Consider the following 14,521-nt stretch of genomic DNA (forward strand, 5'->3'; position numbering starts at 1 on the left):
TCGCGCCCCTTAAGCGAAGAACTATTACTATAAAGCAACAAACGCTAATACCCACACTCTCATACGCGCGATCGCAACGGCTCCTGTATGCAAACCGTTCTCAAAACTCCAACTCCGCCCGCCGAATCGCTGCTCGAAACCGCAACCCTCGAGGTGAAGGGGATGAAATGTGCGGGCTGCGTAAAAGCTGTCGAACGCCAACTCCTCCAAAATCCCGGCGTAGCGACTGCGAGTGCCAATCTCATCGCCGAAGTCGCAGTCGTGCGGCACGAAGCCAACACCATCAGCGCCGACCGTTTAGCCGAATTTTTAACCGCTCGCGGCTTTCCCAGCCAAGCGCGTTCCTCAGAAACGCTGCGCCTCGGTCGCTGGCAACAAGAGCGCGCCCAGCGCCAGCAACAGGCAAAACAACAGTACCGCCAACAACTAGCAACCGCTGCGGCCCTGCTTTTATTTTCCGCCATCAGTCACTTACACCATTGGGGCGGCCCGAGCTTTCCTTTTCTCGATCGCATCGGAATTCATTGGCTGATTGCCACCCTCGCCCTCTTGTTACCCGGACGGGAAATTATTCTTGATGGCGCGCTCCGTCTGCGGTACGGAATGCCCAACATGAATACCCTTGTCGCGCTCGGAACGCTCAGCGCTTACGGAACCAGTTGTATCGCGCTGCTGTTTCCCCAACTCGGTTGGGAGTGCTTTTTTGACGAACCGGCGATGCTGCTGGGTTTTATTCTGCTGGGACGCATTTTAGAACGACAGGCTCGCGATCGCGCCGCCGCCGCCCTCGAAAAGTTAATCGCCTTACAACCCGCGATCGCGCAATTAATCGGCAGCAGCAACACCAACGCGTCTCACCCCCATTTTCGAGGTTCCCGCGAACACAGGGAACACTACTTAGACGAGCCGGGATTAGCCGTTCCCATCGAACAAATCCGAATCGGCGATTGGGTGCGCGTCCTACCGGGAGAAAAAATCCCCGTTGATGGGCAGGTCACGCTCGGACAAAGCGCCGTCGATGAATCGATGCTGACGGGCGAATCGACTCCCGCCCTCAAACAGCCGGGGGATGAAGTCGTTGCCGGAACCGTCAACCAAAACGGCGCGATCGCGATTCAAGTCACCCGTACCGGCAAAAATACCACCCTCGCGCAGATCGTCGCCCTCGTCGAAGACGCGCAAACCCGCAAAGCCCCCGTGCAAAAACTGGCCGATACTATAGCCGGTAGCTTCGCCTTTGGCGTTATCGCCCTTGCAACCGCCACCTTCCTATTTTGGAACTTTTGGGGAACGCATCTGTGGCCGGAAGTTTTGCAGGCGACAACCATGCACGCACCGGGCGCTTTTGTCTCGCCCGTCGTTCCCAGCTTGAAACTCGCGATCGCCGTCCTCGTCATCGCCTGTCCCTGCGCCTTGGGGCTAGCCACCCCCACCGCGATCCTCGTTGGAACCAGTCTCGGAGCCGAACGCGGCATTTTAATTAAAGGCGGTGAAATCCTCGAGCGCGTTCGCCAACTGAATTTGCTCGTCTTTGATAAAACCGGAACTCTAACGCGCGGTCAACCCGCCGTCATCGATTGCCTTCCCGTCGCTTCCTGCACCGACGAGCGATTGTTGCAACTCGCCGCCGCCGCCGAACGCGGAACCACGCATCCGCTCGCGGCTGCGATCGTAGCCGAAGCGCAGCGCCGCGAACTCCCGCGTTTAGAAGCGGCAGATTTTTACACCGAAGCGGGTTTGGGGATTGCAGCCACCGTCGCAGGCGAAACGGTGTTAGCGGGCAATTTGGATTGGTTGCTCGAACGGGGAGTTGAAATCCCCTCGGAGGTTTCAGCCCTCGTTTGCGATCGCGCGCAAGCCGGTCAAACCGTTGTTTGTTTGGCTGCGGACGGTCGGTATATCGGCGCTATTACCCTCGAGGATCCCTTGCGTCCCGACGCGCCTGCAACGATAGAACGGTTGCAGCAGATGGGGATTGAGACGGTTTTGGTTACGGGAGATCGCCCGGAAGTTGCTCGCGCGATCGCGTCCCGAGTCGGCATTTCCCACGTCTTTGCAGGCGTGCGCCCTGAAGGGAAAGCCGAAATCGTTCGCCAACTCCAGCAAGGAGAAGCGATCGACCGCCAAGAATCCCTCGCAGCTAAACCCAGAGTCGTCGGTATGGTCGGAGACGGCATTAACGATGCGCCTGCCCTCGCTGGCGCTGATGTTGGTATTGCGCTGTGCGGGGGGACTGATGTCGCTCGGGAAACCGCCGGAATCGTCCTGATGGGAACGACTACTGCCAAACTGACCGAAATTCGCCTTTTTGAAGTGGTGGAAGCCATTCAACTCAGTAATGCGACCTTCGACAAGATTCGTCAAAATTTATTCTGGGCGCTGGGCTATAACTTGATGGCGATTCCGATCGCCGCAGGCTTACTTCTACCGCGTTTCGGTCTTTCTTTAACGCCCGCCCTCGCGGGAGCTTTCATGGCGCTGAGTTCGGTTCTGGTGGTTAGCAACTCGCTACTGCTGAGACATTCGGGGCTATTTACCCGGCATTGTTCGCCTCATGCTCATTAAGTAAGGTTGAAAAAAGTCAGGACGAAATATTATCTTAATGTAAAAATTGGTGACAACCGCTTGTGCCAAAATGGAAAGGGGCTTGACTGATGTCCTTCAACCCCACTAGCACCGGATCTTTAACTGTTTATTGTCCAGGCAATCGCCCATGACTGCTCAATCGGTAAAATCGAACCAAGAACATTTGTTGATCGTCGAAGATGATGCCGGAAGAAAGGGAATTACTCTCAAAGCAGCTTCCTACACCATCGGTCGAGGACAAAATAGCGATATACAGTTGGCTTCTCAATTCGTCTCTCGCCACCATGCGACCTTATTGAGAAAGTTGGGAGCCGACGGCACGCCTTACTATCGCATCGTGGATGGCGATGGTCAAGGCAAAACGAGCGTCAACGGATTGCTCATTAACGGCCACAAAAAGGAGGCTCACGATCTCAAACACGGAGATGAAGTCGTTTTTGGGCCTCAAGTTTTCGCGATTTATCAATTGCGCCAATGCGATGTTTTCCCGATGGCATCTTCAGAAGATCCCTACGATATTACTCTCATCGATCCGGCTATGATGCTTGAGGGAGAAGATTAGGGGTTGCAGTGGATGCTAATCCCTCAAACCTATCGTTGGCGGAAGCGGGATTTGAGGGGATAGGTTTTGAATTCTGAATTTTGAATTCAGAATTCTGAGTTTTGAATGCGCGAATTTTGAATTCTCATCATGCTTCCTAGCGATCTGCTTAGTTATCGGCATAATGGCGATACGATTATTCCCAAACGATTGCCATTAAACGAGGGTGCGATCGCGCTAGCTGTCGAAGCGATCGACTGTTTCCAAAACTGCCTCGGCAAAACGAAAGGGGAACTCAACGGCAGGCTTCAAGAACTCGAGGGCGACAGTCCCGATTATCGCGTCAAGCGCGGACTGGCTCATTTGCTCGAAAATAGCTTTTCGACGTTTGAAATTATCAGCCCTCTCGATCCGCCGCTGCTGAGGACGCGCGCCTTTGCTAGCGCTGCTACTGCAATACCGATTCCCCAAAATCGCGATCGCGTCTTGGATGTTTTGGCAACTCAGCTTTCCGGCGAACTCCATCGCGAAGTTCTGCCCGCCGATATTGAAAAAGGACTCTACGCCGATCTCCCCGAAAACCGCATCCTGACCGAATTCGAGCCACCCGCTCCAGAGGCGCTGCTGCATCGCTACAATCTTTCTCAAGTTCAAGGGATCTTTTACCGCGCTAGCGAACTGACAATTAACGCCTACCGCAACGTCCCCGGCGAATACAAAATCTTGTTTCGCTACCTCAAACTGTTCCAACTGATGTACTACGTCGAAGGCGATGTTGACCACGGGTTTACGATTTCTCTCGACGGTCCGACCAGTTTATTTAAATCTAGCACGCGCTATGGGCTTGCTTTTGCAAAGATGCTGCCCGCTCTGTTGCACGTGACGCGCTGGAGCTTGAAAGCGACTTTAGAAAACCGAGATCCCTACAGCGGTGCAAAAAAGAAGGGCAATTTTAGCCTCAACGACCGCTGCGGTCTCGTTACTCATTATCCCCCCGGTAAAGCCTACGATAGCTTGCTCGAGGAAGCTTTCGCCCAACGCTGGGAAAAGTTAAAGACAGAATGGATTCTCGAGCGGGAAGTCAATCTCGTTCCTATTCCCGGTAGCGTGATGATTCCTGATTTTCGCCTCGTTCATCCCGACGGGCGGGATTATATCCTGGAAATTGTCGGCTTTTGGCGACCGGAATACTTGCAGAAGAAGTTTTCCCAAGTGCGGCGCGCTAATCTGGAGAATTTAATTTTGGCGATTTCCGAGCGTTTGAATTTGGAGAAGTCGGGCGTGAAGGCGATTGATGTTCCGGCTCGGATCGTTTGGTTTAAGGATAAGCTGTCGCCGCGATCGGTTTTAGAAGTTTTGGAGTCCTAAGCGAGATCGATGCGGGCGAATTTCTCAAGTTCTTCTCTTTTTTTTCACAAGTTTTTCACGTTTCACATCCGATTTTAAGGGGCTTGCGATCGCGGGGAAATTACGAGCGTATTCCTCGATATAAATGGGTACAATTTGACTGAAAGGAGCGCTATCGACTGGAAATGCTCTGGCAAAATTAAATTAATAATTCGATAAATTCACACCCAACGAGCGATCTAGATCACAGTAAATTCAGGAGTTTTGAGCATTTCTACGTGGTTCCCCCTAGATTAAAAATCGTGTCTTTTTAATCTCCGTAGATGGCCTCATGGCAACATAGTTTTTAAGGGTGAAAATAAATGTAGATTGACACGCGAATTCAAAGATTGACGGAAATGACAACACTATCTGTTCGTACCCGTAGAATTGAAATCCTAGTTGCCTACGTTCGCACGCCTTCCTTACAACTCCGCAATCAACTGGTCGAACTGAATATCGGCTTAGTGCGAAAAGTTGCCCATCAAATCAGCAGACAGTGTGCCGAACCCTACGAAGATTTAGAGCAAGTCGGATGCTTAGGATTAATCCGCGCAATAGAACGTTTTAATCCCCACCAAGGCTGTGCTTTTAGCTCCTTCGCACTGCCCTACATTCGAGGCGAGATGCTGCACTATCTCCGCGATAAAAGCAGCGTTCTGCGCATTCCCCGCCGCTGGCAAGAACTGACGGCGAAAGCGAAAAAAGTTCGCAAGGAGTTGACTCTCGAATTAGGCAGAGTGCCGAAAGATGAAGAATTAGCCCCGGCGTTGGGAGTCTCGTTACAAGAGTGGCGCGAGTGCAAAATGGCAACGGGAAATCGTCGCTTGCTGAGCTTAGATGCGCCGGTGACTCAGTTGATGGACGAACCTCTCAGCTTAGCCGATACGCTTCCCGACCCCAACTATTCGGCGCGTAAAAGTTGGCAAGAGGATTGCATGGAACTTCAGGGTGCAATGGGTCAATTAGAAGACAAAACGCAAAGCGCGATCGCGTTAGTCTATCTCCAAGATTTATCGCGTAAAGAAGCAGCTAAAAAAATTGGCATCAGTCCGATGACGGTGACGCGCCACCTCAACAAAGGAATTGCCCAACTCGGTACGATCCTCGAACCTCAAGCTGCATAAAACTTCTTCAAAATTTCCTCCCGACTTAAAAAGCCCGATTCTGTCTTAGAATCGGGCTTTCCTATCGAGTTTCGACTAATTCGTAACCTCAGATAACTCAATCGTGCGATTGTCTAAATCCTTCACCAAAAAATTCAAGGGTTTATTGGTGCGAACTTTATATTTCAAGCGGCGGGACTGAACGCGCAATAAGACTTCGTTCAGACAGTCGCGATCGAAGCAAACGTGACGCTGCCGATTGTTATGTCCGTAACTCGCTCCCATAATAACGTGCAGTTGGGTGTTCTTTTTGAGTTGATACCACAAGCCATCGGCAGCACCGCGCCCCGGTGCAGCGGTTGTTGTCGGCGTAACGGACATATAAAGCGGATCCATGCCCGTCGCGCCCAAAGTTTGTTCGTAGTTATAGTAATAATGCAGGGGGATATCTGCGACAGGAAGGTTTAGCAGCCCCTCATAAAATTGGCGCGCGATTTCTAGGTCGGATACCATGACGGTATGAACCTTGGGGGCGCTAGTAAGAAACATCCACATCGCTCCAGCGTAGGCAGCGAGTAGCATTACCATGATGCCTTGCGTGGAAAATAAGCTATCGAGCGGGGGAATAAACGCGCCTAAGTTATCGAAGATCGGCATTGTTAGGACTTAGAATAATGGTCGAACATACACTGTACTATTTTAAGTTAGCTTATTGGCAGCGATCGCGCGCCCGGGTTTGTCGCTTCCCGGTTGCCTACAACGACGCGCTGAGGTTGCATGATTTTCTGCAAAGGAAGATAATTCTTTTAAAATCGCAATAAAGACTTGCGATCGCGCGAACTCTCTGCTACTAATGCTACAGGTCTAATTTCTAGTGGTGAGAGGTATCGAGCGCCTGCCGTGTTAACTCAGCAATTTCCCGAATCCAAACATCCTCTGGTCAAGTCCCTATTTCACCACAGCGATAGCGAGTTGCTGACTCTGTTTCAGCGCTATCCGGAACAGGGGAAGTATTTCGTCACGATCTTCTGTCGCTATTATCCCATTGTTTATTCCTTAATCGGTCATTCAGCGCGATCGCCCGTTCAAGCCGATTATTTGTTTGCGCTGACTTGGCGGCACATCTTCTACGAAATGCGCGGCTTAGTGCTGCGAACCGAAGGCGCGAACGAACCCAGTTCTTTCCAAAGTTGGGTGATTAATGTCACGGCTTTATGTATCAATCAAGGCGTTGTACCGCCGGTAGAATCGATTACCTACGATCTCAAAGCCGCTTCGCCACCTTTATGGTGTTATGTGGAACAAGCCCTAGAAAGTTTGCCGCCGATGCTGCGTTTAATTGTCGTGATGGCGCAAACCTTCCGTTGGAGCGAAACGCGCATTGCGGCTTACTTGCAAGCTGAAGGGGAATCAATTTCGCCCGCTCGCGTTCGCACCGAATTGCAACAAGGCTATCGAATTTTGGAAGCGCGCTTACCTGAAGATATCCGTCAAATTTATATGTCCGACGCGAGCGAAGAAGCCGAAGTTGGGGAGGAAATCAAGGAAGGCGAGTTGGTGTTGAGCGATTCGATTTAAGGCTGTGAGGCGGTGCGTTACGCTTCTCTAACGCACCCTACACTTCCTACTTGATAGAAAATGCTCTTTTGTCGGGTTGCGCGTTGCCGTTTCTCCCCAGAAACCGAAACTTTTTTCTACTCGAAAAAGAGGTTGATATGGATATCAAGAAATACGTCTATTGGCAAGATGAAGAAATGTGGCTCGGTTATCTGGAAGAATATCCAGATTACTGGACGCAAGGCGAAAGCGAGCGAGAATTAAAGGAAAATTTACTCGCTCTCTATCGAGATTTAACGAGCAATACTATTCCGAATATTCGTCGTGTTGCTGAGTATTAAGTTAGGAGCATGAGATGAGTAGCGCGGATAAACTCTATGAGTTAGCGAAATCTTTACCGGAGGAGCAAGCAGCAGAGATTTTAGACTTTGCTGAGTTTCTGCTGCAAAAGCGATCGCGCCAATTGTCCACAGAGGTTGCCACGTCTACAGAGCCTCAACTCTTAGATTTCCGTCAAGCTGCGGGGCTAGGTCAAGAAGTTTGGCAGAGCGTCAATGTGGAGCAGTATCTCCAGCAGGAACGGGCAGCATGGGATTGATTTTAAAAAAAGGTGATGTTATTTTTCTGGATACGGCTCCGTTCATTTATTTCTTTGAACGACATCCAACTTTCTTTCCTTACGTGGAGCGGTTGTTTAATCAGGTACACGAACAAGAAGCTGAAATCATTTCGTCCATCGTGACGTTTATTGAGATTGCGACGCTTCCGGCTCGGATGGGCAATCAGGCATTAGTAGAACAATATCGAGTATATTTTACGAGTTCTAGTCGGGTAAGACTGCTGCCTGTTAATCAAGCGATCGCAGAGCAGTCGATTGCTCTTCGAGCTAAATACCAACTCAAAACACCGGATGCCATTCAACTAGGTACGGCGATCGCACATCAGGCAAATTACATCGTGACGAACGACCGTCAATGGAAGCAGTTGACCCATCAAATGGTGTTAACGGTTGAAGATATTGGACGATCGAAGTGATGGGTAACAGTCGCGTCTGAGTCGGATTCGCGCTCGGATTGTGTCGATAGGTCTTACCGAATTGTTTTGGTCGTGGGTAAGCTCGCGATCGCTCCTCAGTTAAGATTTAGAAACCACGCTCAACGGTTCAATGCCCGCTAAATCCAGAATCGGAGCGATTAAGTCTTCACGCCGCACGGCCATCATGTGAACGCCTTGGCAGAGTTCCCGAGCCAACTTCACCTGTTCTGCTGCGATTTTCATGCCTTCTTCGAGGGGGTCTGAGGCTTTCGCGAGGCGATCGATAATATCTTGGGGAATTTGAACTCCCGGCACGCAGCGATTGATAAAGTTGGCATTTTTAGCCGATTTGAGTAAGAAAATTCCGGCTAGGATCGGTTTGTCGCTTTCGACGGCAACTTTCTGCATGAACTTATCGAGGCGATCGAAATCGGTAATCAGTTGACTTTGGAAAAACTGCGCCCCTGCTTCGAGTTTGCGCTCGAAGCGTCGTTGCAATCCCGACCAACTTTTCAGTTGCGGATCGACCGCAGCACCGGCAAATAAATCGGTGGGTTCGTCGGTGAGGGGTTTTTCGTTGAGATCGAAACCTTGATTGAGTTTCGCGATCGCGCGCAACAATCGTACCGATTCCAGTTCAAAAACACCTCTGGCTTCTTTATGATCCCCCGCTTTCACCGGATCGCCCGTTAGCGCCAAAATGTTGCGGATTCCGAGGGCATTCGCTCCCATTAAGTCGGCTTGCAATCCAATAGCGTTGCGATCGCGGCACGCCACCTGACAGATCGGCTCGATGCCCTGTTGTAATAAAATCGTCGAAGCCGCTAGCGAAGACATTCGCAACACCGCGCGACTGCCATCGGTAATATTGACGGCGTGAACTCGCCCTTTTAGGGTTGCCGCCATTTTTAGCATATGAGACGGATTGCCCCCTTTCGGGGGGCAAACTTCGGCAGTCACGAGAAATTCTTTAGCTAGGACAGCTTGGCGAAAGCGATCGGTCATCTTCAGTTATCAGTTATCCGTCATCAGTCATCAGTTATCCGTGCGTTGAATGGCACTGAAATAAGAGTTGAAAAATCGCCGTAGAGACGTTGTATACAACGTCGTTATTGATATTTCGTAGGGTGGGCAGCGCCCACCAGCTTTAAGTCAGTGCCATTCATCCGTGCGTTGACTGTCAACCGATCTTAACAGTTGTCCGAGCTTCCAGCAAAAACTTGACAAATTCGCAATTTTATGAAACAAACCCGCAGGAATTAGAGTGCATCAATTTCTCGCGCCAGTTTGAGATCTCGCTGGCTAATTCCCCCCGCATCGTGCGTCGTCAGATCGATCGCGACCTTGTTGTAAACATTAAACCATTCGGGGTGATGATCCATTTTTTCAGCCAGAATCGCTACCTGCGTCATAAATCCAAACGCCTCGACAAAGTTCTTGAACTTAAACTCTTTATGTAATTTTCCTTCAACTAACGACCAATCCTTTAAAGACGCGATCGCGTTTAAAATTTCCTCGTGGCTGAGCTTTTTAATTGCCATTTTCACTTTTCCTCTCGCTTGAATAAAACTATCATAGGATACTGCTTACTTCCGCTTCGCTTCTGCTTCAACTTCGTCTTGTAATTTCTTCACTCGTATATTTTGCGCTTCAGTCCCTTGAGAGTTCCAACTTTTTATAATCCTTTCGGGAAACATTTTCTGTAAGTCTTCGGCATATAATGTACCCGATCGCGGTTGTTGATGGCTGAGAACCTTGAATTCCTGCGGCGAGCGAGCAACAGTTAAGCGAACCGGAGAACTACTCCCCGTTCCTTGTTCGAGTTTGCCATTTTTTTGATAAAATTCTTGGCACAACACCCAAAGATAAAGTTGCTCGGTATTTCCTTCCGTTTCAGTGCCTAAAACTTCGTAGGCGGCGTAGGTTTTCCCTCCAAAACCCTTACTGCAAACGCGATCGCTCAGATAAGTTTTAATCGCAGGAAGCTGGGAATATTCGCTGAAATCTCGTTCTTTTGGCGAAGTACAGCCTGCAACAATGAGGAAGGCGATCGCGGCGAGGTGGGCGAATTGGCCTCGGCGCGATCGAGAGGTTTTTAACTTCAGAAAGCTGCAAAATTCAGGTAGGAATTGACTCACGAATCTAACAATTTTTAGAGAAGGTTATCAATATCTTTGTTGCTACGCTGTTTGCCTCTTCTGCCTCTAATTTAGCACTTTTAACGCACTTTTGACAATCGCACTCAAGCATCCCCTCGCTTTATCAATTATTTGCCGACTTTTGAAGCGGAGAAGGACATTGAGCGTGAAGATGAAACAGAAGATTATATTGAGAGTAAATATCGGCGTTTCTGGATTTATTTTCAAGATTTAGCCAATATTGGCGCGCTCGATCGCGTTTCTGTCGCGCAAGTCTTAGAAATCTTCCAACTCGACGAATTTGAGGAAGAGAAACAAAGGTATTTGGAATTGCGCGCAGGTGATGAGCTATCCAGTCTTTTATAACGCTTGGAACTGAGAGGTAGTAGTGCGTTACGCTCCGCTAACGAACTCTACTTTTTAGCGATAAAGGCAGCCAAAATTGCTGTAGGATTGAAGGGTTATGGGTAATTAAATAATTGTCCATTTCTTTTAGAAAATAGAAAATCGCTGTAACTGCTTGTCCTAGACAACAGTCATCACTTTATTGTATTCCTCTGGGTTCTGTAGTGCATCCCAAAGCTCGACTTTCTGTTGTAGATTTAACCAGAGTTGAGGCCCGTTGCCTAACGCTTTTCCTAACCGAATGCTCAGATCGACTGTAATTTGTTTTTTAACTTGAATGATATCATTCAGGGTACTGTATGATACGCCTAAAATTTCAGCAAATTTTGTTTGAGATATCTCTAATTCTTCAAGAATGTCTTCAATAACTTCACCGGGATGGATGGGTCTTACTTTTCTGGCAATAATCTCTTCAAATTCTTTCATCTTAGTTAATGATAGTCTTCAAACTTATAGTTTCAAACCCAATTCTGCCTCACCTCATAAAATACATATTGCTATAAAGGGGAGCGCAGTCGCAGCACGACTGAAAATCCCCCCTCATGATTAAATTGCTGTTCAATCGACTGACAATTACTCTAATTTCAACACCGCCATAAACGCTTCTTGCGGCACGTCCACCGTTCCAATCGCCTTCATTCGTTTCTTCCCTTTCGCTTGCTTTTCCAGCAGCTTTTTCTTCCGGGTAATATCGCCGCCGTAACACTTCGCTAATACGTCTTTTCTCAACGCAGGAATGTGTTCGCTAGCAATCACTTTTGCCCCAATTGCGGCTTGGATGGGAATCTTAAATTGATGGCGCGGAATTAATTCTCGCAACTTCTCCGTCAGCGCGCGTCCGACATAATAGGCTTTATCGCGGTGGACGATGGTTGAGAGTGAATCGACAGCATCGCCGTTGACTAAAATATCCAGTTTGACAAGGTGATTTTCGCGGTAGCCAATCAGGTGATATTCCATGCTGGCATAACCGCGCGATCGCGACTTCATTTGATCGAAAAAGTCCGTTACCACCTCCGCTAACGGCAACTCATACACCAAACTCGTTCGCGTCGGCGTGAAATATTTCATATCTTTAAATTCGCCGCGCCGCGTTTGACATAAATCCATTAATGTGCCGACGTAAGTTTCTGGCGAAAGCACCTCAACCCGCACGTAAGGTTCCTCGATTTTCTCGCGCTTGCCCGGATCCGGCAGTTGGCTGGGATTATCCACCTCAAACACCTCACCCTGTACCGTTGTGACGCGGTACACCACAGAAGGCGCAGTGACGATTAAATCGAGGTTATACTCGCGTTCTAAGCGTTCTTGGACGATTTCCATGTGCAACAATCCGAGGAAACCGCAGCGGAAGCCAAACCCCATCGCTGTTGAGGTTTCCGGTTCGTATTGCAGCGCTGCGTCGTTGAGTTTGAGCTTTTCTAGGGCTTCGCGCAAGTCGCTGTATTGGTCGGAATCGGTAGGAAATAGCCCGCAGAATACCATCGGCTTGGCTTCAGTATAACCGGGGAGGGGTTCGGCGGCGGGGGCAGCGGCGAGGGTAATCGTGTCGCCGACGCGCGCATCTTCGACAGCTTTAATGGCGGCGGCAAAGTAACCCACTTCGCCTGCGTGGAGTTCTTCGACGGGAATTTGGTGGGGAGAAAGGATACCGAGTTCGTCGATCGCGTATTCTTTTTTCGAGGCCATTAACCGCACGCGATCGCCTTTTTTCACTGTTCCATCCATCACCCGGAAATACACCACCACGCCCCGATAAGCGTCGTAATAACTATCAAAAATCAGGGCGCGTAAGGGTTCTGCGATCGTATCTTTGGGCGGCGGCACTAATTGCACGATCGCCTCTAAAATTTCCGGTATGCCTTTGCCTTCTTTAGCTGAAGCGAGGATGGCATTGCTGCAATCGAGTCCGATGGTTTCTTCAATTTCTTCGATAACGCGCTCGGTATCTGCCCCCGGAAGATCGATCTTATTTAATACGGGGATAATTTCTAAGTCGTTTTCCAGCGCGAGATAGACGTTAGCAAGGGTCTGCGCTTCCACACCTTGGGAAGCATCCACCACTAATAATGCCCCTTCGCAGGCGACGAGCGATCGCGAAACTTCATAGGAAAAATCAACGTGACCCGGCGTATCGATTAAATTTAAAACATACTTTTCGCCGTCCGCCGCCGTATAGTTCATCCGCGCCGCCTGCAACTTAATCGTAATGCCGCGTTCGCGCTCCAAGTCCATATTATCGAGGAACTGTTCTTTCATCTGCCGCTGTTCCACCGTCCCCGTCGCCTGAAGCAAGCGATCGGCTAGCGTCGATTTGCCGTGGTCGATGTGAGCGATAATGCAAAAATTACGGATGCGAGAAACGGGTACGTCTGTCATACGAAGATTACAAGCGGCAGCAAAGCGCAAGAGAACTTCATGTATTTTAATGGTTTCTGGAGGCGAGCGGGAATTTTGATGTTACCGTGTCGCTAAACTCCAACAGAGGCAGCTTGGCAAGCTTGAAGATCGGGCGGTGTCGTTTGTACCCGAACGTCGCTGTAACCGGCAGTTGATAAGATTTTAGTCACGACTAACTCAGCGCGCTCGTTCGCATCGTCCAAAACGCCTTGCGTGCAAGCATTCTTGACAATTTTATCTAAAGTTTCTCGCTGGGCGAGGGTTTGCAATTCTGCGGCAGCATCCGGCCCTAAATTGAGGAAACCGCGATTGTAGTTGTAAACTTCGGAACGGTTGACATCGATTTTGCTATCGAGAATTTTTGGGGCGGGGAGTTGCACGTAAAGGGTGTTATTTTCCGTGCGGAGGTTGCTGGCGGTAAATTGGGAGAGATCGACTCCGGCGCGAACTTCGCCGTAAGCGGTATACAGAAGGCTGGTTTTCCCAACAACGAGTTTGCCGAGGGTGCGATCTTTGTGGGTGGGAACGACAGCTTCCATCGCAAAAACGGCGGTGGTGAGTTCGCTAGCGCTGCGGACTTGATGGACGATGAGGTTGGAGGGTTCGACTTGGGGTTGAGGTGGGGGTGCGCTGAAAAAGTCTCGAACTTGCGCCACGATGCGATCGCCCGCGCGCAAAACCCCGATCGCATTAAACAGTATCATTAAGGCGAGCGTCCCCGTCGCCATCGACCAGAGGTTTCGCACGAACAAAAGAGGAAGGCTGAGGCTGCTGTTTTTGGTGGCGCGATCGTTCATCAGAAAAATGGGTTTGAAACCCCGTGCTAGAAGCACGGCTTTACATTAATTTTTGGTAGAATCGTGTTGGTCAATGACCCACCCGCGACGATGGAGACATAAACCATAACACCAAAGCTTGCGAAACTTCGCAACGGGGAAGAAAAATCGGTAGACCGGGAAAAGAGGACGGGGCAATGGGTAGAGCCATCCCTCGAATCAACCAAAAACCGAGAAATTCTTTTCGGAATTTCGACACCTAAGAACCGCGCTTGCTAGCGGGGATAGTCTGTGGAGCGAACGTAAGACCATAAAACTCCTTGCGGGTGGAGGCAGTTGCAATGAAGCAGAAACCTGAATCGTAGCGTCCTCGTTTTTGAGGAGAACTCAAAAACATGGATGGGCGCGTGAGGTTTAGGAATCACCGCACTTTTAGGGCGGTGAGGATGTCAAAGTTACTCCTGATAATCTGGGCGGGCGGGATTATCGATGCCCCTCTATCCTACGCTACAAAATAAGCGATCGCTTCCCTCTTTTCCAGTAGAGTTTATACGAATTCAACACCCCCGTCACCCCCTCCCCCAGTCACCC

At 49.7% G+C, this 14,521-nt stretch carries 17 protein-coding genes; 10 read left to right on the forward strand and 7 right to left on the reverse strand.

Annotated elements, in window-relative coordinates; all coding sequences use genetic code 11:
• Positions 1-87 precede the first annotated feature (87 nt).
• The 4 genes from H6G50_RS03850 to H6G50_RS03865 all read left to right on the forward strand — a co-directional run bounded on the left by H6G50_RS03850 (position 88) and on the right by H6G50_RS03865 (position 5,640).
• Complete coding sequence (locus H6G50_RS03850) at positions 88-2,565, forward strand: heavy metal translocating P-type ATPase (RefSeq protein WP_190713462.1); 2,478 nt, start codon at positions 88-90, stop codon at positions 2,563-2,565.
• 148 nt (positions 2,566-2,713) lie between these two features.
• Positions 2,714-3,148, forward strand: coding sequence for an FHA domain-containing protein (locus H6G50_RS03855; RefSeq protein ID WP_190713463.1), 435 nt, complete (start codon positions 2,714-2,716; stop codon positions 3,146-3,148).
• A 129-nt stretch (positions 3,149-3,277) separates the two neighbouring features.
• Positions 3,278-4,495, forward strand: coding sequence for a DUF790 family protein (locus H6G50_RS03860; protein ID WP_190713465.1), 1,218 nt, complete (start codon positions 3,278-3,280; stop codon positions 4,493-4,495).
• Positions 4,496-4,872: 377 nt separating this feature from the next.
• Positions 4,873-5,640 carry an RNA polymerase sigma factor SigF gene (locus H6G50_RS03865; protein WP_190713467.1) on the forward strand — a complete coding sequence of 256 codons (768 nt, stop codon included), beginning with the start codon at positions 4,873-4,875 and terminating at the stop codon, positions 5,638-5,640.
• Positions 5,641-5,715: 75 nt separating this feature from the next.
• Here the strand turns inward: H6G50_RS03865 and H6G50_RS03870 are convergent, their stop codons facing one another.
• Positions 5,716-6,276 (reverse strand): glyoxalase-like domain protein, encoded by a 561-nt coding sequence (locus H6G50_RS03870; RefSeq protein ID WP_190713469.1) that lies wholly within the window; start codon positions 6,274-6,276, stop codon positions 5,716-5,718.
• Between the two features lie 17 nt (positions 6,277-6,293).
• Between H6G50_RS03870 and H6G50_RS03875 the strand changes: the two genes are divergently transcribed.
• The 5 genes from H6G50_RS03875 (at position 6,294) to H6G50_RS03895 (ending at position 8,211) form a co-directional block, all read left to right on the forward strand.
• Positions 6,294-6,440: a hypothetical protein gene (locus H6G50_RS03875; RefSeq protein ID WP_190713471.1), complete on the forward strand. Its 147-nt coding sequence runs from the start codon at positions 6,294-6,296 to the stop codon at positions 6,438-6,440.
• Positions 6,441-6,519: 79 nt separating this feature from the next.
• Positions 6,520-7,197, forward strand: coding sequence for a hypothetical protein (locus tag H6G50_RS03880; protein ID WP_190713474.1), 678 nt, complete (start codon positions 6,520-6,522; stop codon positions 7,195-7,197).
• A gap of 137 nt (positions 7,198-7,334) precedes the next feature.
• Positions 7,335-7,517, forward strand: coding sequence for a type II toxin-antitoxin system HicB family antitoxin (locus H6G50_RS03885; protein WP_190713476.1), 183 nt, complete (start codon positions 7,335-7,337; stop codon positions 7,515-7,517).
• Positions 7,518-7,531: 14 nt separating this feature from the next.
• Positions 7,532-7,774: a DUF2281 domain-containing protein gene (locus H6G50_RS03890; RefSeq protein ID WP_190713478.1), complete on the forward strand. Its 243-nt coding sequence runs from the start codon at positions 7,532-7,534 to the stop codon at positions 7,772-7,774.
• Entirely contained in the window at positions 7,765-8,211 is a 447-nt protein-coding gene (locus tag H6G50_RS03895) for a PIN domain-containing protein (RefSeq protein WP_190713480.1), read from the forward strand. Before H6G50_RS03890 ends, H6G50_RS03895 begins: the two co-directional genes overlap by 10 nt.
• A 99-nt stretch (positions 8,212-8,310) precedes the next feature.
• Here H6G50_RS03895 and H6G50_RS03900 read toward each other — a convergent pair whose 3' ends face one another.
• The 3 genes from H6G50_RS03900 to H6G50_RS03910 form a co-directional block, all read right to left on the reverse strand.
• Positions 8,311-9,216 (reverse strand): methylenetetrahydrofolate reductase, encoded by a 906-nt coding sequence (locus H6G50_RS03900; protein WP_190713482.1) that lies wholly within the window; start codon positions 9,214-9,216, stop codon positions 8,311-8,313.
• A 254-nt stretch (positions 9,217-9,470) separates the two neighbouring features.
• Entirely contained in the window at positions 9,471-9,752 is a 282-nt protein-coding gene (locus tag H6G50_RS03905; RefSeq protein WP_190713484.1) for a 4a-hydroxytetrahydrobiopterin dehydratase, read from the reverse strand.
• Between the two features lie 45 nt (positions 9,753-9,797).
• Positions 9,798-10,349, reverse strand: a complete 552-nt coding sequence (locus H6G50_RS03910) for a hypothetical protein (RefSeq protein ID WP_190713487.1) — start codon at positions 10,347-10,349, stop codon at positions 9,798-9,800.
• A 132-nt stretch (positions 10,350-10,481) separates the two neighbouring features.
• Here H6G50_RS03910 and H6G50_RS03915 point away from each other — a divergent pair, with 132 nt between their 5' ends.
• On the forward strand, positions 10,482-10,715 hold the full coding sequence (locus H6G50_RS03915) for a hypothetical protein (RefSeq protein WP_190713489.1): 234 nt from the start codon (positions 10,482-10,484) through the stop codon (positions 10,713-10,715).
• A gap of 159 nt (positions 10,716-10,874) precedes the next feature.
• Here the strand turns inward: H6G50_RS03915 and H6G50_RS03920 are convergent, their stop codons facing one another.
• From H6G50_RS03920 to H6G50_RS03930, 3 genes are all read right to left on the reverse strand, one after another.
• Entirely contained in the window at positions 10,875-11,180 is a 306-nt protein-coding gene (locus H6G50_RS03920; protein WP_190713491.1) for a HigA family addiction module antitoxin, read from the reverse strand.
• A 147-nt stretch (positions 11,181-11,327) separates the two neighbouring features.
• Positions 11,328-13,133, reverse strand: coding sequence for a translation elongation factor 4 (gene lepA, locus H6G50_RS03925; protein WP_190713493.1), 1,806 nt, complete (start codon positions 13,131-13,133; stop codon positions 11,328-11,330).
• A gap of 92 nt (positions 13,134-13,225) precedes the next feature.
• Positions 13,226-13,987, reverse strand: coding sequence for a DUF4230 domain-containing protein (locus tag H6G50_RS03930; RefSeq protein ID WP_347239866.1), 762 nt, complete (start codon positions 13,985-13,987; stop codon positions 13,226-13,228).
• Positions 13,988-14,521 lie beyond the last annotated feature (534 nt).

The sequence above is a fragment of the Oscillatoria sp. FACHB-1406 genome, assembly GCF_014698145.1.
Taxonomy (GTDB): Bacteria; Cyanobacteriota; Cyanobacteriia; order Cyanobacteriales; family Spirulinaceae; genus FACHB-1406.